Source organism: Kitasatospora sp. NPDC096077 (genome assembly GCF_040303245.1).
In the GTDB taxonomy this organism is placed as follows: Bacteria; Actinomycetota; Actinomycetes; order Streptomycetales; family Streptomycetaceae; genus Kitasatospora.
The window spans coordinates 42820-67403 of the sequence record NZ_JBEOSV010000019.1 but is presented as its reverse complement, the minus strand read 5'-3'; the positions used below and the strand labels follow the sequence as shown (position 1 = coordinate 67403).

Annotated in this window: 13 protein-coding genes; 7 read left to right on the top strand and 6 right to left on the bottom strand. The window is 74.1% G+C overall.

Going from position 1 to position 24584, the window contains the following annotated elements; all coding sequences use genetic code 11:
• The first annotated feature begins 748 nt into the window (after window positions 1–748).
• From ABTZ03_RS18535 to ABTZ03_RS18515, 5 genes are read left to right on the top strand one after another with little or no spacing between them, the layout of a single operon-like run.
• Window positions 749–6751 carry an acyltransferase domain-containing protein gene (locus ABTZ03_RS18535; protein ID WP_350514052.1) on the top strand — a complete coding sequence of 2001 codons (6003 nt, stop codon included), beginning with the start codon at window positions 749–751 and terminating at the stop codon, window positions 6749–6751.
• Window positions 6748–8565 (top strand): non-ribosomal peptide synthetase, encoded by a 1818-nt coding sequence (locus tag ABTZ03_RS18530; RefSeq protein WP_350514051.1) that lies wholly within the window; start codon window positions 6748–6750, stop codon window positions 8563–8565. The genes ABTZ03_RS18535 and ABTZ03_RS18530 overlap by 4 nt, the downstream gene beginning before the upstream one ends.
• A 33-nt stretch (window positions 8566–8598) precedes the next feature.
• Window positions 8599–10380 (top strand): beta-ketoacyl synthase N-terminal-like domain-containing protein, encoded by a 1782-nt coding sequence (locus tag ABTZ03_RS18525; RefSeq protein ID WP_350514050.1) that lies wholly within the window; start codon window positions 8599–8601, stop codon window positions 10378–10380.
• Window positions 10381–10382: 2 nt separating this feature from the next.
• Window positions 10383–11627, top strand: a complete 1245-nt coding sequence (locus tag ABTZ03_RS18520; protein WP_350514126.1) for a cytochrome P450 — start codon at window positions 10383–10385, stop codon at window positions 11625–11627.
• 46 nt (window positions 11628–11673) lie between these two features.
• Complete coding sequence (locus ABTZ03_RS18515) at window positions 11674–12369, top strand: formyltransferase family protein (protein WP_350514049.1); 696 nt, start codon at window positions 11674–11676, stop codon at window positions 12367–12369.
• Window positions 12370–12432: 63 nt separating this feature from the next.
• Here the strand turns inward: ABTZ03_RS18515 and ABTZ03_RS18510 are convergent, their stop codons facing one another.
• Both ABTZ03_RS18510 and ABTZ03_RS18505 read right to left on the bottom strand, forming a co-directional pair.
• Window positions 12433–13818, bottom strand: a complete 1386-nt coding sequence (locus ABTZ03_RS18510) for a sensor histidine kinase (protein ID WP_350514048.1) — start codon at window positions 13816–13818, stop codon at window positions 12433–12435.
• Window positions 13815–14504, bottom strand: a complete 690-nt coding sequence (locus ABTZ03_RS18505) for a response regulator transcription factor (RefSeq protein ID WP_350514047.1) — start codon at window positions 14502–14504, stop codon at window positions 13815–13817. The genes ABTZ03_RS18510 and ABTZ03_RS18505 overlap by 4 nt, the downstream gene beginning before the upstream one ends.
• Before the next feature lie 63 nt (window positions 14505–14567).
• Between ABTZ03_RS18505 and ABTZ03_RS18500 the strand changes: the two genes are divergently transcribed.
• Window positions 14568–15749, top strand: a complete 1182-nt coding sequence (locus tag ABTZ03_RS18500) for a UDP-N-acetylglucosamine--N-acetylmuramyl-(pentapeptide) pyrophosphoryl-undecaprenol N-acetylglucosamine transferase (RefSeq protein WP_350514046.1) — start codon at window positions 14568–14570, stop codon at window positions 15747–15749.
• 32 nt (window positions 15750–15781) lie between these two features.
• Window positions 15782–16846 (top strand): SDR family NAD(P)-dependent oxidoreductase, encoded by a 1065-nt coding sequence (locus tag ABTZ03_RS18495; protein WP_350514045.1) that lies wholly within the window; start codon window positions 15782–15784, stop codon window positions 16844–16846.
• A gap of 105 nt (window positions 16847–16951) precedes the next feature.
• Here the strand turns inward: ABTZ03_RS18495 and ABTZ03_RS18490 are convergent, their stop codons facing one another.
• The 4 genes from ABTZ03_RS18490 to ABTZ03_RS18475 all read right to left on the bottom strand — a co-directional run bounded on the left by ABTZ03_RS18490 (window position 16952) and on the right by ABTZ03_RS18475 (window position 24488).
• Complete coding sequence (locus ABTZ03_RS18490; RefSeq protein WP_350514044.1) at window positions 16952–19045, bottom strand: glycoside hydrolase family 27 protein; 2094 nt, start codon at window positions 19043–19045, stop codon at window positions 16952–16954.
• Between the two features lie 78 nt (window positions 19046–19123).
• On the bottom strand, window positions 19124–21541 hold the full coding sequence (locus ABTZ03_RS18485; RefSeq protein WP_350514043.1) for an RICIN domain-containing protein: 2418 nt from the start codon (window positions 21539–21541) through the stop codon (window positions 19124–19126).
• A 322-nt stretch (window positions 21542–21863) separates the two neighbouring features.
• Complete coding sequence (gene ddaH, locus ABTZ03_RS18480; protein ID WP_502894509.1) at window positions 21864–22712, bottom strand: dimethylargininase; 849 nt, start codon at window positions 22710–22712, stop codon at window positions 21864–21866.
• Between the two features lie 150 nt (window positions 22713–22862).
• A complete protein-coding gene (locus ABTZ03_RS18475; RefSeq protein WP_350514042.1) occupies window positions 22863–24488 on the bottom strand; it encodes an ADP-ribosyltransferase domain-containing protein in 1626 nt (541 codons plus the stop codon).
• Window positions 24489–24584: the final 96 nt, after the last annotated feature.

Below are 24584 nucleotides of genomic sequence, written 5' to 3'. Positions count from 1 at the left end.
CTGCCATGCCGATCAGATTGCAGTGGTCACTCAACTGCTGTCCACCCCGCCCGGGCTCGAACTGTCTCTGGCTCCACCCCTGTTGAGCGGTGGCGGCGGCCCGCTGCCGGGCCGGGGGCGGGGTCGGCGGTTCGCGGGCGGCTGATTCGGAGCGGTACGGGTGAACCCGCCGACCGCTATCCTCCGTTCCCCCTCCGGGTGTCCGCTCCGGCCCGGGCGGGACGCCGTTGACCTGGGGTGACGGGGCCGGCGGGCGGTCGGGCGGGGTGGGTCCGGGCGGCTCGCCCGGTGGCCCGCTCCGGCCGTGACTGCCTGGTTTCGGTCGAGTGATCCGAAAGATTCCGAAAGATTCTGGGCATTTTTCGCGCCTGAAGAGACCGAATCGGACAGGTTCGAGATCAGATCACGCCACTATCACGCCGCTGCCCCAACCGGCCCTCAAGAGGCGCTTGTCTCACCAATCACACGGTGGCACTCTGATGTGCGCCGTCAGGAAAGCCCCGGACAATCCGGCCCCCTTTAAACCCGCATACTCCTTGCACGCGCTTTCCGCGACCGTGCGTTCCCGCCCTGCCCTGTCCAGGGCGGATGAAGAGATCAGCGCCACGGAATCCTGCCGCCGGGCCGCCGCCGAGCCGCCGCCGGCCCGAGGCGCACTTTCATTCGACCCTCAACGAATAACGGCTTCGCCCATGCCCGCCGCCACCCCCGACCGCCCCATTCCACCCGGCCTGCCGAGGGAGTCGCCATGCCCCAAGAACGCGCAGCGCTAGACCTGTCCGCCGTCACGGACTTCCTCCATTCCCGCGCGGCCGAACTGTTGGCCGTGGCCCCGGCCGCCCTGGACCGCCGGGCCCCGCTGCACCGGTACGGACTGGACTCCGCCAAGTCGGTGGCCCTGGCGGCCGCGCTGGCCGAGTTCACCGGCCGACCGGTCCCGGCCACCTGGATCTGGCAGTACCCGACCGTGGCGGATCTGGCCCGGGCGCTCGTCGAGGGCCCGCCCACCGCCGAGCCCGACCCGGTCGCCGAACGCCGCACGCCCTCCCGGGAACCGGTCGCCGTCGTCGGCATCGGCTGCCGCTTCCCCGGCGGGCCGGACCCGTCCGCGTTCTGGCGGCTGCTCACCGAGGGCCGCGACGCCGTCGGCCCGGTGCCCGCCGACCGCCGGGCGCTGATGAACGACGCGGTCCGCTGGGGCGGGTTCATCGACGGCATCGACCGCTTCGACCCGCTGTTCTTCGGCATCTCGCCCCGCGAGGCCGTCCAGATGGACCCGCAGCAGCGGCTGATCCTGGAGCTGTCCTGGGAGGCCCTGGAGGACGCGGGCATCGCCCCGTCCACCCTGCTCGGCAGCGACACCGGCGTGTTCATGGCCTCCTGTTGGGGCGACTACGCCGCCCTCGCCCACTACCGCGGCCCGGACAGCCAGATCACCCCGCACACCGCGACCGGGATGCACGACGGCATCATCGCCAACCGGGTCTCCTACCTCCTCGGCCTCCAGGGCCCGAGCATGGCCATCGACGCCGCCTGCGCCGGCTCGCTGGTCTCGGTGCACGTGGGCTGCCAGTCGATCTGGCTCGGCGAGAGCGACCTGGTGCTGGCCGGCGGGGTGAACCTGAGCTTCGTCCCCGACTACTACACCGCGATGGACCGGATGGGCGCGCTCGCCCCGGACGGCCGCTGCAAGTCCTTCGACGCCCGCGCGAACGGCTACGTCCGCGGCGAGGGCGCCGGCGTCGTGGTGCTCGCCCCGCTGAGCGTCGCCCTGGAACGCGACCTGCCGGTGTACTGCCTGATCAAGGGCAGCTCCTCGAACAACGACGGCCTGAGCAACGGCATGACCGCGCCCAACCCCCAGGCGCAGGAGAAGATGCTGCGCACCGCGTACCGGCGGGCCGGCATCGCGCCGCACCTGGTGGACTACATCGAGTGCCACGGCTCCGCGACCCCGCTCGGCGACCCGATCGAGGCCAACGCGATCGGCGCCGTCCTGGGCGGCGACCGGACCGAACCGCTGCGGCTCGGCTCGGTCAAGTCCAACGTCGGGCACCTGGAGGCGGCCGCCGGGATCGTCGGCCTGGTCAAGCTCGCCCTGTCGCTGCGCAACGGCGTCCTGCCGCCGAGCCTGCACTACAGCGCGCCCAACCCGCAGATCATGTTCGACGAGTACCGGATGACCGTCCAGGACCGGCTGACCCCCTGGCCGCGGCGCTCCGACGCCCGCCGGGGCGGGGTCAGCTCCTTCGGCTTCGGCGGCGCGATCTGCCACCTCGCGGTCGAGGAACTCCCGCGCCCGGAGGCCTCGTTGCTGCTGCTGGCCGCGGACTCCCGGGAGGCGCTGGCCGAGCGGGCCCGGGCGCTGCGGGACGAGAGCGACCTGCGCGCGCTGTGCGCCCGCACCCCCGGCGAGGGCGCCTTCCGGCTGGCGGCCGCCGCCCACGACATGGCCGAACTCCGCCCCCAGCTGGACGCCTTCGGCAGCGGCGAGGCGGCCCCGGGGCTGAGCGTCGGCGAGACCGACGGGCGCCGGCCGCGGGTGGCCTTCCTGTTCTCCGGCAACGGCTCCCAGTGGGTCGGCATGGGCCGCCAACTGCTGGCCGGCCTGCCGGTGTTCCGCCGCTCGATGCTGCGCTCCGACCGGCGGATGCGGGAGCTGCTGGGCTTCTCCCTGATCGACCAGCTGCTGGCGCCGGACGGCCGACTGGACGACATGGACGTCTTCCAGCCGCTGCTGTTCTCGCTCCAGGTCGCGCTGGCCGACGCCTGGCGCTCGCTCGGCGTCGAACCGGACGTCGTGGTCGGGCAGAGCGTCGGCGAGTTCGCCGCCGCCCACGTGGCCGGCGCGCTGGACTTCGCGGACGCCTCCCGGCTGGCCGCCCAGCACGGCCGGCTGCTCCAGCTGCTGGCGGTCGGCCGCGGCGAGGGCATCGTGGTGATGACCCCCGCCGAGGAGGTCCGGCCGTACCTGACCGGCGGCCTCACCCTCTCCGGCCGCAACGGCCTCGGCTCCACCCTGGTCACCGGCACCCCGCAGGAGATCGACGAGCTGGTCCGGCGGCTGACCGAGGCCGACGTCACCAACCACCGGGTCCGGATGGGCCACGCCCCGCACTCCCCGCTGGTCGACCACGTGCTCGCCCCGCTGAAGCTCGAACTCGACGGCATCCGGCCCCGGACCGCCCGCATCCCGATGATCTCCTCGGTCACCGGCGAGGCCGTCGACGGCGCCGAACTCGGGCCGGACTACTGGGCGGAGAACCTGCGCCGGGAGATCCGGATGGTCGACGCCCTGACCGGGCTGCGCGCCCACGACGTCGACGCGGTGGTCGAACTCAGCCCCCACCCGCTGCTGCTCAAGTCGGTGTCCGAGCTGCTCCCGGCGACCACCCTGCCCTCGCTGCGGCGCGGCGCCGACGAGGCCGCCACCCTGTTGGGCTCGCTCGGCGCGCTGTACGCCGCCGGACTGCCCGCCCCGGCGCACCCGTTCCTGGCCGGCGACCGGGGGCGGCACACCACCCCGGTGCACGCCGACGCCGCCCCGGACGGGCCGCCGTACCTCGTCCCGGTCTCCGCCCGGACGGCGGGCGCGCTGGCCGACACCTGCCGCGAGCTGTCCAACCACGTCGAACGCGACCCCGGTCTGCGGGTCGCCGACCTCGCCTACACCCTGGGCGCCCGGCGCACCCACCACAACCACCGGGTCGCGCTGTTCGCCCGCAACCGGCAGGACGTCCTGGACGGGCTGGCCCGGGTCGCCGCCGGCCGCCCGCACCCCGAGGTCCTCACCGGCACGGTCTCCGGCGGCGTCGACGGCCGGGTGGCGCTGGTGTTCTCCGGCGGCGGCACCCAGTGGGTCGGCATGGGGCGCGAACTGCTGCGCTCGCACGCCGGGTTCCGGGAGTCGATGCACGCCTGCGACGCCGCCGTGCGCGCGGCCGGCGGCTGCTCGGTGCTCGACCGGCTGGCGGCCCCCGCCGAGGAGGCCGGGTACCACGAGATGGACGTCCAGCAGCCGGTGCTGTTCGCCCTCCAGGTCTCGCTGGCCCGGGTCTGGCTGGAGCTCGGCATCGAGCCGACCGCCGTGGTCGGACACAGCCTCGGCGAGGTCGCCGCCGCCCACGTGGCCGGCGCCCTGTCGCTGGCCGACGCCGCCCGGGTCGTGGTCACCCGCTCGCACCTGCTCGAACACAAGGCCGCCGCGGGCGCGATGATCGCCGTCGACCTGCCGGAGGCCGAACTGCTCCCCCGGCTCGCGCCGTACGCCGCGCACGCGGCCGTCGCCGTGGTCAACAGCCCCACCAGCGCGGCCGTCTCCGGCTCGCCCGAGGCCGTCGCCGCGCTGCGGGCCGAACTCGAACGGGACGGCGTCTCCGTCCGCCTGATCCGGGTCGAACGCCCGGTGCACAGCCCCGGCATGGACCCGCTGCTCCAGCCGCTGCGCGAGGGCATCGAGGGGATCACCCCGCTCTCCCCCGGCATCGACTTCCACTCCACCGCCCTGGCCGACACCGTCAACCCGGCCACCGACGTCGAGTACTGGGTGCACAACCTGCGCAACCGGGTCCGCTTCGCCGAGACCATCGGCGCGCTGGTCGACCGGGGCGTCACCACCTTCATCGAGATCGGCCCGCACGAGACGCTGCGCGGCGCGGTCGAGGAGACCGCCCTGAGCCGGGGCGCCCAGGTGCACGCCGTCAACTCGCTGCGGCGGGAGGAGAGCGACCTGCGCTGCCTGCTGGGCGCCGCCGCCTCGCTGTACGTCCGGGGGCTGCCGCTGACCTTCGACCCGCTGTTCGGCGACGACGTCGAGCTGGTGGAGACGCCGCTGGTGCAGTGGCAGAAGGAGCGGCACTGGATCGACACCGAGCCCCGGCCGGCCCCGGCCGGGCAGCCCGCCGCCGCGGTGGCGCGGCCCGAGGCGCACCCGGTGGAGCAGCCGGTGGAGCGGCCGCCGGTCGCGGCGGACCGGCCGGTGGCCGAGATCGTCCTCGCCGAGCTGGCCGACGCGCTGGGCGTACCGGCCGACGGCTTCGACACCAACGCCTGTCCGCGCGACTTCGGCCTGGACTCGATGGTCGGGATCCGGCTGGTCAACCGGATGCAGGCGCTGTTCGGGCACCGGGTCTCGCCGGTGGTGTTCCTGGACGGGCGGCCGATCGCCGCGGTGGTCGATCACTTCGTCGAACTGACCGGCGGCGCACCGGCCGTACCCTCGCCCGTCATCGCAGCCGTACCCACGCCGGATCCGGAGCCGGATCCGCGGCCGTCCCTCCTCGACGAACTGTCCGAGCTGGACGCCGAGGAGCTGCTCGACGAACTGGACGCCCGCGGCCTGCTGGCCGCCACCGACGACCCCGCCCTGGACCAACTCCGCGCCGGCGGCCTCGGGTTGGAGCTGGCCCCGGCCTCGCACGGCCAGGCCTCGCTCTGGTTCATGCAGATGGTCTCGCCGGACGCCGTGCCGTACAACTTCATGGTGGCCGCCCGGATCCGGACCGCCGTCGACGAGAAGGCGCTGGAGCGCGCCCTCCAGGCCGTGCTGGCCCGGCACCCGGCGCTGCGCACCCTGTTCGTGGAGGCGGGCGGCCGGCCGTACCAGGTCGTCCTGGACGAGCCGGTGTACGAGTTCCTGGTGGTGGACGGCGCCGGGCTGGACGACGAGCGGGCCCGCGAGGAACTGGCCCGGCACGGGCACCGGCCGCTCGACCTGGACCACGGGCCGCTGGTGCGGGTCGTCCTGCTGAGCCGCGGCCCGGCCGACCACCACCTGCTGGTGCTGGTCCACCACATCGCCTCCGACGCGGCCTCCGCCGACGTGATGATCCGCGAACTCCAGGACTTCTACCAGGGCGGCGACCCCACCGCCGGCGCGCCGGTCGCCCCGTACACCGAGTTCGTCGAGTGGGAGCGCCAGTGGCTGGCCGGGCCGGCCGCCGCGGCGGCGCTGGACTGGTGGTCGGCGAAGCTGGCCGACCCGCCCGCCCACCTCGACCTGTCCGCCAAGGAGCGGCCGCCGGGCGTCACCTACGAGGGCCGCGACCTCGCCTTCCGCTGGAATGCCGAGGAGACCCGGCTGCTGCGGGAGTTCGCGGTGCGCGAGGGCGTGTCGATCAGCACCGTCGTACTGGCCGGGTTCTTCGCCACCCTCAACCGGGCGGTCGGCACCGAGGACGCCCTGCTGGCCACCGCGATCGCCCAACGCGCCGAACCCGGTTGGGAGTCCGCGATCGGCTACTACCTCAACACCGTGCTGGTCCGGGCCGAACCGGCCGCCGACCGCAGCTTCCGCGAGCTGCTCCGGGAGGTCCACGCGTTCTCGCTCGGGCTGCTGGAGCACATGAACTACCCCCTGGACCTGCTGGCCGCCCAGCTGAAGCCGCCGCGCGCCGAGGGCCGCTCCCCGTGGTTCGACGTGGTGGTGAACTGGCTGTCCTCGGACGCCTTCCCGCGCTCCGTCAAGCTCTTCCACGGCGTCGGCTCCACCATCGCCCCCGACGGCGGCCTGCCCCTCGAACCGGTCCAGGTCCGCCGCCACCTCGCCAAGTTCGACCTGGAGATCTCGATGGCCGACATCGACGGCGAGGTGGCCGGCCACGTCCAGTTCAAACCGAGCTACCTGGAAAGGCACACCGTGACCGCCCTGCTCGCGCTGTACCGCAGCGTGCTCTTCGCCTCGATCGCCCGCCCCGACCTGCCGCTCGGCGCCGTCGCGCCGGCCGGCCTGCCCGAGGGGACGGACCGGTGACCGACACCCTGCACTCCGCGTTCGTCGAGCTGGCCGCCAAGAACCCCGACGCGACCGCCGTCTACTCCGAGGCCGGCGTCCTGAGCTACGGCGAACTCGACCGGCGCTCACGGGAGTTGGCCGAACGGCTGACCGCCGCCGGCGCCGGTCCCGGCGTCCCGGTCGGGATCTGCGTCGAGCGCACCCCCGAGCTGCTGGTCGGCATCCTGGCCGCCCTGCGCAGCGGCTCCTGCTACCTGCCGCTGGACCCCGGCTACCCCGCCGACCGGCTGGCGTTCATGGTCCGGGACAGCGGCACCCGGCTGCTGCTCACCACCCCGGCCTCCCGGACCGGCTGCCCGCCCGGCCCGACCGTGCTGGTCCTCGGCGCGGGCGACACCGTGGCCACCGAACCCGGCGCCGCACCCGCCGCCGTGGTACCCGGGGACACCGCGTACGTCATCTACACCTCGGGCACCACCGGCCGGCCCAAGGGCGTGGCGGTGCGGCACTCCGGCTGCGTGGCGATGCTCGCCGCGATGGACCGCGTCCTGGAGGGCTGCGACCTGAGCGGGGTGTCGGCGGCCAGCTCGGTCTGCTTCGACATGTCGGTGATGGAGATCTTCAACGCGCTGTGCCGCGGCGGCGCCGTCGTGCTGGTGGAGAGCGCCGTGCACCTGCCGGAGAGCCGGTACGCGGACCGGATCACCCATCTCAACGTGGTCCCGTCCGTGATGAACAGCCTGCTGGACGCCGGGGCGCTGCCGCCCACCGTGCGGACCGTGGTGTTCGGCGGCGAGGCGCTGCGCCGCAAGCTGGTCGACCGGACGTACCGGGAGACCGGCGCGACCCGGGTGTTCAACGCCTACGGCCCCACCGAGGGCACCGTGTTCTGCACCTTCGGACCGGTCCCCGAGGACTCCGCCGAGGAGCCGACCATCGGCCCGCCGACCGAGGGCGCCCGGGTCTACGTGCTCGACGAGCGGCTGCGGCCGGCGCCGACCGGCGAGCTCCACCTCGGCGGCGCCGGCCTCGCCCACGGCTACGTCGCCCGGCCGGGCACCACCGCCGAGCGCTTCGTGCCGGACCCGTTCCGGGACGGCGAGCGGATGTACCGCACCGGCGACCTGGTCGAGGTGACCGAGGGCGGCGAGCTGCGCTTCCTCGGCCGCACCGACCACCAGGTCAAGCTGCGCGGCTACCGGATCGAGCTGGAGGAGGTCGAGGCCCGGCTGACCGGCTGCCCCGAGGTCCGCGAGGCCGCCGCCGCCGTCCGGGGCAACCGGCTGGTCGGCTACGTCGTCCCCGCCCACGGCACCGCCCCCGACGAACCCACGGTGGACGCCGCGCTGCAGCACGCCGTCACCGCCCGGCTCGCCGCCGAACTGCCCGACCACCTGGTGCCCGCCACCCTGGTCGTGCTGCCCGCCCTCCCGCTCGGCCCGGGCGGCAAGCTCGACCGCGCCGCGCTGCCCGAGCCCCCGGCGGCCGGCCCCGGCGGGCCGCGCACCGCCCCCGGCACCCCGACCGAGATCGCCCTGGCCGAGATCTGGGGCCAACTGCTCGGCCTGGAACCGTCTGAGCTCGACGTCCAGTCCGCCTTCTACGACCTCGGCGGCGACTCGCTGCTGCTGATCCGGCTGGCCCGGCTGATGACCCGGCGCTTCGACCGGCGGGTCCGGGTGCCCGACCTGTTCAGCTTCCGCGACATCGCCTCGCTCGCCCGGTGGCTCGACGACGACAGCGGCGCCGCGCCCGAGGTGGTCCAGTCCGCCCGACGGCGGGCCGGCGCCCGGCGCGCCGTGCTGCGCGGCCGCGGCGCCGACGACCGCTGACCTCCCTCCACGACCCGAAGCAGGAGCCCTCACATGACCGACAACCCCGAGCAGGAGTACGACCCGGGCGACGTGGCCGTCATCGGCATGTCGCTGCGCGCCCCCGGCGCCCGGACCAAGGAGGAGTTCTGGGACAACCTGGTGCACGGCCGGGAGTCCATCAGCTTCCTGGCCAAGGACGACATCCACGTCGACGAGACCCTGATCCACAGCCCGTTCTACGTCCGGGCCTGCGGGGTGCTCGACGGCTACGACCGGTTCGACCCCTCGGTGTTCGGCATCAGCGACCGGATGGCCGCCGCGATGACCCCGGAGAACCGGCTGTTCCTGGAGAGCGCCTGGGAGTCGCTGGAGGACGGCGGCTACGACCCGGACCGGCTCAAGGCCGAGGTCGGGATGTACGGCGCCAACAACCCGCAGACCGCCGCGCTCTACAGCTCGCCGCCGGACCGGGTGTCGGTCGGGCCCGAGGCGATCGAGGCCAGCCTGGCCTGGTCGCCGGACACCATGACCTCCAACGCGCTGTACTACCTGGGGCTCACCGGCGAGGCCGTCACCCTGGCCGCGGTCTGCGCGGGCTTCCACTACGCGGTGCACCTGGCCTGTCAGTCCCTGCTGCTGGGCCAGACCGACCTGGCGGTCGCGGGCGGCGCGATGGTCCGGCTGCCGCACCCGCGCGGCCACCTGTGGGAGGAGAACCGGGTGCTGTCCAAGGACGGCCACTGCCGCCCGTTCGACGCCCACGGCACCGGCACCGCGCTGTCCAGCGGCGTGGTCACCGTGCTGCTCAAGCCGCTGAGCCACGCCGTCGCCGACCGCGACCACGTCTACGCCGTGGTCAAGGGCTCGGCCGTGAACAACAACGGGGTCAGCGCGATGGCCTACGGCCTGGCCCAGCCCGAGCGGCTGAGCGCCTGCATCGCCGCCGCCATGGAGGTCGGCGGGGTCGCCCCCGACACCGTCGGCCTGTACGAGGCCAACGGCCTGGGCCTGCCGATGACCGACGAACTGGAGGTGCACGCCGCCAGCATGGCCTTCGGCAAGCAGACCGCGACCACCTCGATCGGCGGTGTCAAGGGCAACGTCGGCCACGGCGGCGTGGTCTCCGGCGGGTTCGGGGCGGTCAAGGCCGCGCTGGCGCTGTACCACCGCAAGCTCCCGGCGACCGTCAACCTCACCGAGGTCAACCCGGACCTCGACTTCCCCGCCACCCCGTTCGTGCCGCAGCTCGAAGGGGCCGACTGGGAGCCGGAGTCCGGCATCCGCCGGGCCGGCATCACCTCGATCGGCGGCGGCGGGTACAACGCCCACCTGCTGCTGGAGGAGCCGCCGGCCCCGGCCGGGCGGGCCGCCGAGGAGACGGGCCGGCCGCGGCTGGCCACCCTGTCCGCGCTGGACGACGAGGCCCTGGACCGGCAGCGCGCCCGGCTCCGGGAGCGGCTGGAGGCCGACCCGGACCTGCGGCTGGACGACGTCTGCTTCAGCCTCAACCTCGGCCGCAAGGTGCTGCCCCGCCGCTGGGCGGCCGTGGTGCGCAGCCGCGCCGAGCTGATCGCGGCGCTGGCCGGGGAGGGCGGCGTACCGGCCGTCAGCACCGCCGCCGCGCCGCGCGGCGACGCCGGCGCCTTCACCCGCACCGACCAGGGGATCGTCCCGGCCGGCCGCGACGCCGACGCGCTGGCCGCGCTGGCCGACGCCTGGGTGAGCGGGCAGCAGGTGGACTTCGACGCCCTGCACCGCGGCGAGGCCAGCCACCGGGTGCCGCTGCCCACCTACCCGTTCCAGCCGCGCCGGTTCTGGCGGACGGACTGGTGACCGTGCACCCGCCGGCCCCGGCGCCGGCCGCCGTGGACCTGGGCGACCCGGCCACCTTCGCCGGCCACGACCTGGACGGCCACTGGCGCACCCTGCGGGACACCGCCCCGGTCCACTGGAACCCGCCGGCGGACGGCCGCCGCGGCTTCTGGGTGGTCTCCCGGCACGAGTCCATCCTGGCCGTCTACCGGGACGACGCGCACTTCACCTCCGAGCGCGGCAACGTCCTGGTCACCCTGCTGGAGGGCGGCGACGCCGGGGCCGGCCGGATGCTGGCCGTCACCGACGGGCACCGCCACCACGAATTGCGCAAGATCCTCCAACGGGTGCTCTCGCCCCGGGTGTTGGACCAGGTCGCGGCGACCGTCCGGGTGAACACCCGGCGGTGGATCCGCGAGGCCGTCGAGTCCGGCGGCTGCGACTTCGCGGAGCGGATCGCCGCCCGGATCCCGATGACCACCGTCGCCAACCTGCTGGGCGTGCCCGAGCAGGACCAGGACTACCTGCTCAGCCTGACCAGGGCGGCGCTGTCCGCGGACGACGAGGACGTCGACGAGGTCGACTCCGAGATGGCCCGCAACGAGATCCTGATGTACTTCGCCGACCTGGTCGACGAGCGCCGCGAGGCCCCGGGGGACGACGTGATCAGCATGCTGATCGCCAGTTCCGTGGACGGCGTGCCGCTGACCGACGAGGACGTGGTGCTCAACTGCTACAGCCTGATCATCGGCGGCGACGAGACCAGCCGGCTGACGATGATCGACTGCGTCCGCACCCTGGCGGCCCGGCCCGGCGAGTGGGGCCGGCTCAAGCGGGGCGAGGTCGCCGTGGACACCGCGGTGGACGAGGTGCTGCGCTGGGCCTCCCCCACCCTGCACTTCGGGCGCAGCGTCGTCCGGGAGACCGAACTGCACGGGGTCCGGCTGCGCCCGGGCGAGATCGTCACCCTCTGGCACGCCTCCGGCAACCGGGACGAGCGGGTCTTCGACCGGCCCGGGGAGTTCGACCTCGGCCGCACCCCCAACCGGCACCTGGCCTTCGGCTACGGACCGCACTTCTGCGTCGGCTCCTACCTGGCCAAGGTGGAGATCGCCGAACTGCTCACGGCGCTACGGGACTTCACCACCGGATTCGAGCAGACCGCGGAGCCGCTGCGGATCCGCTCCAACTTCCTGACCGGGTTCTCCACCCTGCCGGTCCGGTTCGAGCCGGACGCCGGGGGCCTGGCCCGGGAAGGGGCCGAATGACGACCTGACCCGGCCCGAGACCCGACCAGTGAGCGCAGGAGTACGGATGAACATCTACCTATCGGGACAAGGGGCGTTCGCGGTGCAGGTCGCGGAAGCCCTGCTGGACAGAGGGCACAAGATCGTCGGGGCGGCCGCCCCCCGGCTGCGCAAGGGGCAGTCCGACGAGGCCAACGCGATGTGCTGGGACCGGCTGCGCTCCTGGGCGTACCCCCGGGACATCCCGTGGACCGACTCGGCCGAGCTGCGCGCGCACCACGTCCCGGACGGGGTGGACGTCATCCTCGCCGCCCACTCGCACGCCTTCCTCGGCCGGCGGACCCGGGCCCGGGCCGCCGTCGCCACCATCGGCTACCACCCCAGCCTGCTGCCGCTGCACCGGGGCCGGGACGCGATCCGCTGGACCGTCCGGGACGGCGACAAGGTGACCGGCGGCAGCGTCTACCACCTCACCGAGCGCACCGACGGCGGCCCGATCGCCGCCCAGGAGCACCTGTTCGTGCCCCCGGGCTCGACCGCGCAGAGCCTGTGGCGCGACCACCTGGCCCCGCTCGGGGTGCGGCTGCTGCTCAAGGTGGTCGCCGACCTCGCGGCGGACCGCCGGATCGAGGTGCCCCAGGACGAGTCGTTGGCGACCTGGGAGCCGGCGATGGACACCAAGCCGCTGTTCAAGCCCGAGCTGATCGCGCTGCCCGGATCGATGCCGGTCGACGGCAGCAGGTGGGCGCTGCACGAGGACTGACCCCCGGTACGGCGGTGGCCCGCACAGACGCTGTGCGGGCCACCTGCCGTGCCGTACGCGGGGTCAGAGCGGCAGCCGGAGGCGGAACAGCGCCCCGCCGCCGGGGGCTGCCTCGGCGGTGAGGGTGGCGCCGTGCGCCTGGGCGATCTGGCGGGCCATCGCCAGGCCGAGGCCGGAGCCGGGCAGGGCGCGCGCGGCCGAGGCCCGGTAGAAGCGGTCGAAGACGTACGGGAGGTCCTCGGGGGCGATGCCGGGGCCGTGGTCGCGCACGGTCAGCTCCAGCCGGTCCGGGGAGCCGGTGAGGCGGACCTCGACGGCGCCGCCGGGCGGGCTGAACTTGGCCGCGTTGTCCAGCAGGTTGGTGACCAGCCGGGCGAGCCGGGCGGGCACGCCGGCCACCGGCCGTCCGGGCCCGGTGACCTCCAGGGTGAAGGCGACGGCCGGCCAGTGGCCGCGCGCGGTGTCCACGCAGTGCTCGACCAGCGGGCCGAGGGCGACCTGTTCGAGCAGCGGCTGCGGCTCCTCGTCCCGGGCGAGTTCGATCAGGTCGTTCACCATGCCGGTCACCTCGCGCAGTTGACGGCGCAGCGCGGACGCCGCCCGTTCGCGCTGACCGTTCGTCAGGCGGTCGGCCCGGGAGAGCAGTTCGGCGTTGGTGCGGAGCGCGGTCAGCGGGGTGCGCAGCTCGTGCGAGGCGTCGGCGACCAGCCGGCGCCGAGCGGCGACGGACTGTTCCAGTTCGCCCAGCATGGTGTTGAAGCTGTCGGCGAGCCTGGTGAGTTCGTCCTCCCGGCGACCGGGCGGCAGGTCGATCCGCAGTCCGGCGTCCCGGGTCGCGGCGATCCGTTCGGCGGTGCGGGTCAGCCGGGTCACCGGGGCGAGCGAGGTACGGGCGACGGCCAGCCCGAGCAGGGCGGCCAGCAGCACCCCGGCGGCCGCGACGGCGGCCATCAGCACCCCGGCCTGGCGCACCCCCTCCTGGACGCTGTCGGAGCGCAGCGCGACCTGGACGGCCTGGCGGGCGCCGGGCGGCGCCGCGGTCATCGGGGTGGTGAGCATCCGGGCCGGGTGGCCGCCGATGGTGAGGTCGGTGAAGTAGCCGGCCCGCTGCCGGTCGGCGACCTGGCGGGTGGCCGCGGTGACGGGCAGCAGATAGGGCTCGTTGGCCGGTTTGGCCGGGTCGGCGGAGACGATCTGGGCGCAGGCCGGGGCGGCGAGGAAGTTGCACTCGCCGTAGACCACCTGGGGCCCCTGGTCGCGGTGCTGCTGCTGGACCAGGGTGGCCTGCTGGGTGAGGTGCTGGTCGAGCTGGTGGTCGAGTTCGTAGCGGACGATGCTGAACGCGGCCGCGCTGACCCCGAGCGCGACCAACGCGACGGCCGCCGTGCAGGCCAGTGCCAGCCGGGTGCGCAGCGGGCGCCGGCGGCGCCAGCGGGCGTGCTCCCTCACGCCCGGTCCAGCCGGTAGCCGACCCCGTGCACGGTCTGCACCAACCGCGGCTCGCCGCCGGCCTCCAGCTTGCGGCGCAGGTAACCGACGTACACCGCGAGGGAGTTGGAGTCGGGGCCGAAGTCGGCGCCCCACACCCGCTCCATGATCATCTCGCGTGGCAGCACCTGGCCGGGGTGCCGCAGCAGCACCTCCAGCAGGGCGAACTCGGTGCGGGAGAACTCCACCGGCCGCCCGGCCCGGGTGCCGGTGCGGGTGACCGGGTCGACCTCCAGGTCGGCGAAGCGGTAGCCGGGCTCCTCCTCCGGGGCGGCGGCGCTGCGGCGCAGCAGGGCGCGCAGCCGGGCGGCCAGTTCGTCCAGCGCGAAGGGCTTGACCAGGTAGTCGTCGGCGCCCGCGTCCAGGCCGTCCACCCGCTCGCTCACCGAGTCGCGGGCGGTCAGCACCAGGATCGGGATCCGGTCGCCGAGCGCCCGCAGCCGGCGGCAGACCGCCAGGCCGTCGAGGACCGGCATCATCAGGTCGAGCACCATCGCGTCCGGCTGCCAGGCACCCACCTCGGTCAGTGCGGCCAGGCCGTCCGCGGCCCCGCGCACCCGGTAGCCCTCGACCGCCAGGCCGTCCTCGACGGCGGCCCGCACCTCGGGGTCGTCGTCCACGACCAGCACCTTCTGCCCGTTGTCCATGCGGACAACCCTCTCAAATCGGCTCTGAGAAGTCTCTTAGACGGCCTCGGCAGGGTCGACGGCATGCGGACGACGAGGACAGAACACGAGACGCCCGGCACCTTCCACGACCAGCCGCCGCTGTCGGTGGTGATCGGCGCCGGCGGCACCGGCGGGCACATCTACCCGGGCCTGGCACTGGCCGAGGCGCTGCGCCGGGCCGACCCGCGGACGGTGATCTCCTTCGTGGGCACCGAACGCGGACTGGAGACCACCCTGATCCCCCAGGCCGGCCACCGGCTGCACACCGTCGACATGATCCCCTTCGACGCCTCGCTCGGCCCGCGCCGCTACCTGCTGCCGGCCGCACTGCTGCGCTCGGGCCGGCAGTGCCGGGAGATCCTGCGCGAGCAGGGCGCCCAGGTGGCGGTCGGGATGGGCGGCTACCCGAGCGCGCCGGTCATCGTCGGCGCCCGGATGGCCGGACTGCCCAGCGTGGTGCACGAGTCCAACGCGGTGCCCGGACGGGCCAACCGCTTCGCCGCCCGGCTCACCCCGCACATCGCGCTCGCCTTCGACCGCACCCGTGAGCACCTGCCCGCCGGACGGGCGGTGCAGACCGTCGGGATGCCGCTGGTCGGCGCGGTCGCCCGGCTCGACCGGGCGGCGCTGCGGGCCGAGGCCCGCCGGCACTTCGGCGTCCCGGACGGCGCCGGGCTGCTGGTCCTCAACGGCGGCAGCCTGGGCGCCGCCCGGCTCACCGCGGCCGCCCTCGAACTGGCCGAACGCTGGCGCCACCGCACCGACCGGCGGCTGCTGATCAAGACCGGCCCGGCCGCGCTGGCGCAGGTGCAGGCCGCGCTCGCGGGCAACCCGGTGGCCCACGCGGTCGCCTACCTGGACCGGATGGACCTGGCCTACGCGGCCGCCGACCTGATGGTCTGCCGGGCCGGCGCGGCCACCGTCGCCGAACTGTCCAGCGTCCGGATGCCGTCCGTCCTGGTGCCCTACCCGCACGCGCCGCACGACCACCAGACCCACAACGCGCGGGTGCTCTCCGACGCCGGCGCCGGCCTGCTGCTGGCGGACGGCGAGTGCACCGGCGAGCGGCTGGCCGAGCTGACCGAGCCACTGCTCGCCGACCCGGCCCGACTCGCCGCGATGGCCCGGGCCGCCGACCCGGGCGACCACGCCCGCGCCGCCGACCTGCTCGCCGCCAAGGTGCTGCGGGTGGCCGGCCGGGCGCCCGCCGCCGCCCACCACTGACCGACCGACCCCCGAACGACTGGAGCACAGCCATGACCGAACACACCACCCAGCAGCGCTTCACCGGCCGGCAGGACGTCACCGGCCCGCAGGACGTCACCGGCCAGCAGGACTGGAGCGGCCGGACCGTCCTGGTCACCGGCGCCGAGGGCTTCATCGGCAGCACCCTGGTCGACCTGCTGGTCGCCCGCGGCGCCCGGGTCCGGGCCCTGGTGCACTACAAGCCGTACGCCGAACGCGGCTATCTGGCCCGCTACCTGAACGACCCCGACGGCCCGGTGGAGCTGCTCGCGGGCGACGTCCGGGACGCCCACCGGGTGCTGGACGCGGTGGCCGGCTGCGACACCGTCTTCCACCTCGCCGCGCTGATCGGCATCCCGTACAGCTACCAGGCCCCCGAGGCCTATGTGCAGACCAACGTGGTCGGCACCCAGAACGTCGCCGCGGCCTGTCTGAAGCACGGCGCCCGGCTGGTGCACACCTCCACCAGCGAGGTGTACGGGACGGCGATCACCGCGCCGATCGACGAGCACCACCCGCTGCAGCCGCAGTCCCCGTACTCCGCGTCGAAGATCGGCGCGGACATGACGGCGCTCTCCCACTGGCACGCCTTCGAGCTGCCGGTCTCCGTGGTCCGCCCGTTCAACACCTACGGCCCGCGCCAGTCGGCGCGCGCCGTGATCCCCACCATCCTCGCCCAACTCCACTCCGGGGCGCGGGAGATCAGGCTCGGCTCGATCACCCCGACGCGCGACTTCACCTACGCCACCGACACCGCCGAGGGCTTCCTCGCGGTGGCCCGGTCCGACCGGGCGCTCGGCGAGGTGGTCAACCTCGGCACCGGCAGCGAGGTGTCGATCGGCGACCTGGCCAAGGCGCTGATCGTCGCCTCCGGCCGGGACGCCGAGATCGTGGTCGACCCGGGCCGGCTGCGCCCGGGCGGCAGCGAGGTCGAGCGGCTGCTCTCGGACAACCGCAAGGCGCGCGAACTGACGGGCTGGCAGCCGCTGGTGGGACTGGACGAGGGGCTGCGCCGGACCTCCGACTGGGTCGCCGAGCACCTCGGCCTGTTCGACCCGCTGCGCTACCAGGTCTGACGCGGGCACGACGCGCGCGGCCCGGGGCTGGGAGGCCCCGGGCCGCACCGCTCGCCGTGACGACGTGACCCCGTGACGAGGCGACCCCGTGACGACGTGAGCCCGTTACGAGGCGACCGTCCAACTCTGCCCGGCGGCGGCGCCGTTCACCGCGTCGGTGGTCACCGTCGACCCCGCCGCCGCACCGCCCGCTCCGCCCGCGGTGAGCGCGAGGCCGGTGGCGACGTTGGTGATGCCGAGCGCGCCGGTCGTCGGGTCCTGGGTGACCCGCCACTCCTGCCAGGGGTTGCCCGGCGAGTAGTTGAGCAGGTAGGCGCTGTTGCCCGGCGAGGTGCCGGCCGCCAGCACGGTGTGGACATGGGTGGCGGTGTCGCAGTCGTCGCTGATCCGCACGGTGCCGTCGGGGTTGGCGGTGAAGGTCCACTGCTCCGAGGTGTGGGTGGGCCACCAGGTGTTGACGTCGGCCACCGAGCCCAGCGGCGAGCCGCAGGTGCCGGCGACCTCCAGCACCAGGCCGCCGGTGCCGCCCGCGCTCAGGGCGTGGTACCTGCCGTCGCCCACGACGGACGCCGCCGGGGTGGTGCCGGACTGCGGGGTGAGCCGGTACATCGCCACCGCGTGCGGGGCCACCGTGCCGCCGCCGACCGTGCCCCCGGCGGCGATCGTGCCGGTCGCGCCGGTCCACAGCTCCTTGTAGCTGAACCCGCCGGTCAGCCCGAGCGCGCCGAGCCCGGTGCCGATGGCCTGCGGGGTGGTCGGGTCCTGGTTGACCAGCAGCACGGCGGTGTCCCCGTTCGCCAGTCGCCGCTTCAGCACCACCGGCGCCGTGCCGCTCGTCGGCGCTGCCCCGACCAGGGTGGCGGGCTGGGCCAGCGCGTCCTGGTCGATCCCGATCACGTCCGCGTTCTTGAGCACCGCCAGGCTGGACGCGCCGATCCCGGTGGACCAGTCGGCGCCGTCCGCGCTGTGCCCGGACTGGGCGGCGGTGCGCAGGTCGGCGCCGGAGATCAGCGGGGCGGCGAGCATCGACAGCACCGAGGTCTCGGTGCGCGACTCGTCGTCGGTGAACGGCTTGTGGCAGGTGCAGGTGTCGGTGGTGCCGTAGCGCCCGTAGACGTCGTTCCAGCCGGTGAACATCATGTCGAGGTCGTTCCAGCTGCCCGGGCGCACATTGCCCGGGTACTGCAGCGCGGTGCGCAGCTGGCCGTTCCAGAGCACGCCGTCGAGTTCGCTGTCGCGGTCGCCGCCGATCCGGCACAGGTTGGCCACCTGACCGCACCACACCCCGGTCGGGGCGTAGCCGGGCGCGTTGAACGGCGCGGTGCCGGCGGCCTGGACGACCGGGTCGGTGCGGGCCGGGTCGGCCGGGTCGAGGAGGTAGGGCACGCCGGTGTGGGCGGGCTGGGCGGAGACGCTGAGGGTGACCTTGGGCCGTCCCTGGGCGGCCGAGGCGGCGTCCAGGGCGTGCTGGAAGGTCTGCACCCGGGTGTAGATCGAGCGGGTGAGCTCCTTGCCCTCGCCCTGGGTGGAGTAGTCGTGGCCGTCCGGGCCGGTGATCGGCGGGCCGTACGGGCAGTCGTCGTACTTGACGAAGTCGACGCCCCAGGCGACGAAGTCGGCCGCGTCGACGGACTCGTGGCCCAGGCTGCCGGGGTGCATCTGGCAGGTCTCGTAGCTGTCGGTGGCGTAGAGGCCGAACTTCATGCCCTTGCTGTGGGCGTACCGGGTGAGGTACTGGATGCCGTTGACGGTCCGGCCGTCGACGGTCTGCGCGGGGAAGTGGTCCGGGCGCGGGATCAGGTGGCCGGAGGTGGGGTCGTTGCCGGTGCCGTCGGTGCCCGCGACCGGGTTCCCGGCGGCGTCGTAGAGCTGCATCGAGCCGCTGGGGGTGCGGACGAAGTCGGTGCTCTGGCCGTCGCGGTGCCAGAGCGACCAGCCGTCGTCGACGGTGACGGTGTTGTAGCCGGCGCTCACCAGGCCGTTGGCCGCCATGAAGTCGATGGTCTGGACGACCTGGTCCTCGGTGACCTCGGTGCCGAGCGAGTTCCAGGAGTTCCAGCCCATCGGCGGGGTGAGGGCGTTGCCGTTGCCGAGGGCGGCGGCCGGGGTGGCCGCGCCGAGGCCGAGGGCGCCGAGGCCGGTGGCGGCCAGGGCGAGGGCGAGCAGGGGTGCCGCGAGGCGGCGTGGGTGACGGCGCATCTGCGCTCCTGTGGGGGTGTGGGGGTGGAGGTGTGACGGCGCCCCGGCCGAGTGGGGGTCGGCCGGGGCGCCCGCGGGTCAGCCGCTGACCGCCGCGGTGGCGGTGCGGCCGGGGGTGAGGGTGACGGTGGCGACGGTGTAGGTCACGCCGTCGACGGTGGTGGTGCGGACCGGGCGGGGCGTGCCGTCGACGGTGATCCCGGCGTGGGCGCCGGGGAAGCGGGCCTCCCAGGTCAGCGGCCCGGTGCCGGTGTTGGTGAGGGTGCTGCGGGTCGTCCCGTCCTGGCGCAGGGTGACCGTGCCGGCCCCGATCGGGATGTCGGCGATCTGCAACCAGCCGATGTCAGCGGGGAGTTGGGAGGCGGTGACGAGGCGGTGGGCGGCGGCGTCGGGCTGCACCCCGAGCAGGCCCTGGACGGTCTGGCCGAGCAGGGTGAACGGCAGCTCGGGGTAGTCGCCGTTGAGCATCCGGCCGCTGGCGTGGACCTGGTCGACGCTCCGGTGGATCCGCTGCATCCACTTCCAGGCGGTGGCGCCGTCGTGGGCGGCGAAGAAGGCGTCGGGCAGGTAGCTGAGCGCCTCGGCGTTGACGGAGGCCTGCGGGCCCGACTCCTGGGCGTCGACGGACCGCAGGAACGCGTCCAACCGGGGCCCGGGGTCCAGGAGTTGCTTGGCCGGCATCAGCACGTCGGCCTCGTAGCCCCAGCCGGTGACCGGTCGACCCTGGGTGTCGTAGCCGTGCACGACCTGGTCGGGGTGCGCCGGGTCGACGCTCCAGCTGGTGTTGACGTACTCCTTCAGGGCGTCGGCGGACTGCCGGTACCCGGCCGCCCCGGCCGCGTCGCCGCGGGCGTCGGCCAGGGTCGCGGCGGACAGGTAGGCCTGGTACTGGGCGGCCAGGGCGTCGCCGGCCTCGGCGTAGGCGCCGGTGGCGTTCTCGGCGTAACTGGCGGTCCCGGCGAAGATGCTGTCGCTGGTCGCCTGGGGGATCGGGAGGCCGTGGTTGTCGACCGGGCCGGGGTGCCGGTCGATGAAGGGGCCGAGGGTGGTGCGGACGAAGTCGGTCAGCAGGGGGTCGGCGGCGTAGTCCCGGTCGCCGGTCCACCGGTAGGCCTCACCGGTCTTCTGGACCAGTTCGAAGGGGGCGGGCAGCTCCCGGACGAAGGCGTCCGGGCCGTGGTAGTCGATGGCGGCGTAGCTGCGGGCGTCGAAGTTGAGGGCCCAGACCGGGTAGTGGCCGTTGAGGTCGGTGGCGGAGGCGGCGAAGCCGCGCAGCATGGTCTTGTTCTGGGCGTCGAGTCCGAGCAGGTGGGCGCCGACCAGCTGGTGGGCGAAGTCGCGGCTGTAGAAGGCGGACCGGAAGGGGTAACCGGCCCAGTAGGTGGTGTCGTACGTCCCGCTGGAGGCGCCGCCGGTGTGGTTCTCGTCCATGTTCAGCACGCCGGTGGTGCCGGCCTGCTGGACCCAGCTGTTGGCCTTGGTCTTGGCCCAGTCGAACAGGGCGACCAGCTCGGGGTCGGAGGAGCTGATCCGCGGGTCGTTCGGCGCGGACGGCGCCACCGCGGCGTCGTCCACGTTGACCCAGCCGGACGGGGCGGAGCCGATCGCGAGGGTGACCCGGTCGCCCGCGGCGACCTTCACCCGGGGCAGGCTGTACTTGGCGTAGACGGGCTGCTCGGGCAGGGTCAGCGACTGCACGGTGGTGCCGTTGACGGCCACCGAGAGGGTGCCCCCGGCGGCGCCGGTGGCGATCCAGGCGGACAGGTCGTACGAGCCGGCGGTGACCGCGGTGACCTGCTGACTCACCCGGTACCCGGGGCCGGCGTCGAGGTAGGCGAGTCGGCCGCCGGAGTGGGGGTTGTTGCCGGCGACACCGGTGTGCTCGGTGAACGTCCAGCCGGTGGTGCCCTGTTCGAAGCCGGGGTCGGCGAGGACCAGCGGCTCGGTGCGGGTCAGCGTCCAGCGCTGGTCCGCTCCGGCCGTGCAGTCGCGGGCCCGGACCGGCCGGCCGTCCGCGTCGCCGGGCGGTGCGGTGAGGCACTGGCGGGCGCGGTCGACCGGGGCGAGGGCGTAACCCCCGCCGGGGGCCGGGGAGATGGTGAACCGGGCGCTGTCCGGGAGGCTGCCGCAGTCCGCGGTGACCGCGCTGCGGGCCCGCCCGTCCAGTTCCAGGCAGCGGCCGGTCGCGGCGTTGATCAGGGCGTAGCCGGCCGGGGCGGTGGTGGTGACCCGCAGCAGTCGCCAACGCTGGCTCAACAGCCCCTGGCAGGCGGCCCGGACGGCCGGGGTGCCGGGCGCGGCCCCGGCGAAGCGGGTACTCAGGCAGCCGCCGCCCGCCGCCGGGCCCAGGACGTAACTGCCGCCGTTCACCGGGGCGTCGCCGCCCGCCGCCCGGGCCGGGGCGGCGACGGCGGCCTGGGCGGTGAGCACGGTCAGGGCCGCGAGGACGGCGAGGCCGCCCGACGGCAGGGCGCGGGCGGTACGTGGCGAGGGCATCGGGGGCTCCTTGGCGATCCGCGCGACGAGGGGCTCGGGTGGGGGCTGTGCGGGTGCGGGCTGTGCGGGCAACGGCTGGGCGGGTACGGGATTTGAACGTTCAAAGTCGCGCGTCGAGCGGTGCGGACGCGAACCTGGACCCCGAACCCTTGACCCATGTGATCGGTGACATGTGTCATTTCACATGCCGCACCGGGCGCCGTCAACGGACTGCGCACGGGCGGCCGCCACTTGACCGGCTGACGGCACCGCCCGCCGGCCGGGCCGGCGGGCGGTGCACGGTCCTACGGCGCGCGTCCCGACGGCGCGCGGTCCGAGGGGGTCAGGGACGCAGCTCCAGGGTGCAGCACTTCACGGCGCCGCCCGCCTTGAGGAGTTCGGTGAGATCCACCCCGATCGGGTTGAAGCCCCGCCGCCGCAGCCGCTCGATCAGTCCCGCCGCCGCCTGCGGCAGGACGACGTTGTAGCCGTCGGAGAACGCGTTGAGGCCGAAGACCGCGGCGTCCTGGGGGTCCGCGTGCAGGGCGTCCGGGAAGAGGTTCTGCAGCACGGAGCGGCTGCCCGGGCTGAAGGCCGCCGGGTAGTACATGATCTCGGTGTCGGAGAGCACCGCCAGCGCGGTGTCCAGGTGGTAGTGCTCGGGGTCGACCAGGGTGAGCGAGGTGACCGGCAGCCCGAAGAACTCCTGGGCCTCGTGGTGCGAGCGCTGGTCGGTGCGGAAGCCCGTGCCGGCCAGGATGCGCCGCCCGACCGGCAGGTAGTCGCCCTCCCCCTCGTTGATGAACTCCGGCCAGAGCACGTCCCGGTAGCCCTGCGCCACGAACCAGGAGAGGTAGGCCGGGCCCTCGGCGGTCCGCTCCAGGTGCCGGAACCGGGCGCCGAGCACCTTGCCGTCCACCACCGTCGCGCCGTTGGCGGCGAACACCATGTCCGGCAGTCCGGGCACCGGGTCGATCACCTCCACGGTGTGCCCGAGCGAGAGGTACACCTCGCGCAGCCGGTCCCACTGCAGCAGCGCCAGTTCACGGTCGACCGGCTTCTCCGGGTGCATCCACGGATTGATGGAGTACGTCACCTCGAAGTGCTGCGGCCGACACATCAGCAGCCGGCGCGGGGTCGCCGTTCGGGCCGTCGGCCGTATCGGCTCGGGCTGCGTACCGCCAATGGACACAGGGGTCTCCTCTGTGATGGTGGTGCTCCGGGGAGTTGCGGGGGTCACCCGCCCGGCAGTCAACTACGCCCGGGTGAATGCGTCCACGGGTCGAGAATGAAATTCGCGCGTCATTCGCCGACCGCACCACGGGCGAGGCGGGGCGACTCGTCAGGACACCAAGGGCCCCTCCGCGATCTCGGTCAGCGTCACGGTGCACAGCCCGCCCCGCTGGGCCTGGACGTCGGTGACCTCCAACTGGGTGCCCGGCAGCAGGATGTACTCCTCCTCCCCGGTGAACGCCGAGTACCGCTGGATGCCCGTCGCGCGCAGCGGCCGCACCTCGAACAGCGTCCGCTTGCCCCGGCTGCCGAGGAAGGACTTCGCCACGCCGAGCTCGGACGTGCAGGAGGAGACGCCCCACCACGTCACCGTCCGGCCCAGCGGGTACTGCTTGCGCAGGTCCAGCGACACCCCGCGCCAGAGCGGCTCCGTCCGCACCGGCAGCTGCGCCACCGCCGCGAACAGCAGCCGCAGGTACGGCAGGTAGGGGACCAGCCGGGCGCGGTCCGGCGAGCGCAGCACCGCGTTGATCTCCCGGTAGAACGCGGACTCGCAGGTGTAGAGGTACAGCGCGGCGATCGCATCGGCGGACAGGCCGCCGGCCGCGCCCTCCCCGGCCCGCCGCCGACCGAACTCGTGCGACTGCGCCACGTGCCGGTCCAGACCGCGCAGCAGCGCCGCGACCGGGGCCACGGCCTCCCGGAAGTCCACCACCGGAGTGTCGAACACCCCGCTGATCGCCGGGAGTTCGAGGCCCTCGTCCTTGACGCTCGCGAGTCGGTCCAGGTAGAGCTGGTGCAGCTCCATGGTGGAGGCGATGAACGCGCCCATCCGCTCGGCGACCCCGCCGTCCGCCCCGCCGTCCGAGGCCGCACCGGCGTCCCAGCCCTTGCTGGGGAGCCAGTCGATCCCGTCCGCCCCGAGCGAGGCGAGCGCGGCGTTCACCGCGGCGAAGTGGTCGTTGTCGCAGAAGATGTCGCCCTGGGCGGCCGGGTTGGCGTGGTCGATGTGCCGGACCTCGACCTCGGGGTACTTCTTCTCCAGCCGCCGCACCACGCTCTTCAGGCTGCGCGCGTGCGCACCCCACCAGGCGAAGACGACGCCCCGGTCCTCCTCCCCCGCCTGCTGCTTGGCCCGGAGGATCTCCTCGACGATCCGCTCGGCCACCGGCCGCCAGAACCCGGTGTGCTGGTCCGGGCCCATCGCGCCGTCGGCGCTGGCGGTGAGCGCCGCGTTCAGCAGCAGTACGCCCTGGGTCAGCATCGCCTGGAACCACTCCGGCGGCTGGACCGTCTCCTCCTTCTTCAGCAGCGCGCGGATGTCGGCGATCGGCGTCTTCTTGGGGATGCCGTACTTCCACATCGCCGCGGCCTTGATGATGCAGCGGATGCTGATCACCCGGCCGAACTGGCTGTCCTTCCAGTCGTGGAAGGCGTTGTCGAACATCGCGATGCCGGTGGCGCTCTCCGGCCGCGGGTACGGGTTCTGACCGAAGACCACGACCTTCCACCGGTGCGGGGCGTGCGGCTTGAGCGCCTGGAAGGTCAGCTCGCGGACCGGCACGACCTCCGGGCCGCGGCTCGGGCCGATGAACGAGGCCGCGCCGGGCTGCGCCTCGATGACCGGCTTCAGCAACGGCAGCCACGGCTCGCCACCGCCCCGGAACAGCTCCGCCAGGGCCAGCGGGTCGTTCGGGTCGGGCTGGGTGGTGGCGGGGGTGTCGGCAGCGCTCATGTCAGTACTCCGGCTGGGTCGGTCCACGCGGGACGTGGTGATGACGGTCCGTCAGTTCTCCGGCGGACACCCCCTTCCTAACAGCCGGCACCGACA

What these genes read in the sequence shown, in the direction of transcription:
- ABTZ03_RS18535 (WP_350514052.1), top strand. Translation starts at nt 749, where the DNA reads ATGCCCCAAGAACGCGCAGCGCTAGACCTGTCCGCCGTCACGGACTTC.
- ABTZ03_RS18525 (WP_350514050.1), top strand. Translation starts at nt 8,599, where the DNA reads ATGACCGACAACCCCGAGCAGGAGTACGACCCGGGCGACGTGGCCGTC.
- ABTZ03_RS18515 (WP_350514049.1), top strand. Translation starts at nt 11,674, where the DNA reads ATGAACATCTACCTATCGGGACAAGGGGCGTTCGCGGTGCAGGTCGCG.
- ABTZ03_RS18505 (WP_350514047.1), bottom strand. Translation starts at nt 14,504, where the DNA reads ATGGACAACGGGCAGAAGGTGCTGGTCGTGGACGACGACCCCGAGGTG.
- ABTZ03_RS18500 (WP_350514046.1), top strand. Translation starts at nt 14,568, where the DNA reads ATGCGGACGACGAGGACAGAACACGAGACGCCCGGCACCTTCCACGAC.
- ABTZ03_RS18495 (WP_350514045.1), top strand. Translation starts at nt 15,782, where the DNA reads ATGACCGAACACACCACCCAGCAGCGCTTCACCGGCCGGCAGGACGTC.
- ABTZ03_RS18490 (WP_350514044.1), bottom strand. Translation starts at nt 19,045, where the DNA reads ATGCGCCGTCACCCACGCCGCCTCGCGGCACCCCTGCTCGCCCTCGCC.
- ABTZ03_RS18485 (WP_350514043.1), bottom strand. Translation starts at nt 21,541, where the DNA reads ATGCCCTCGCCACGTACCGCCCGCGCCCTGCCGTCGGGCGGCCTCGCC.
- ABTZ03_RS18475 (WP_350514042.1), bottom strand. Translation starts at nt 24,488, where the DNA reads ATGAGCGCTGCCGACACCCCCGCCACCACCCAGCCCGACCCGAACGAC.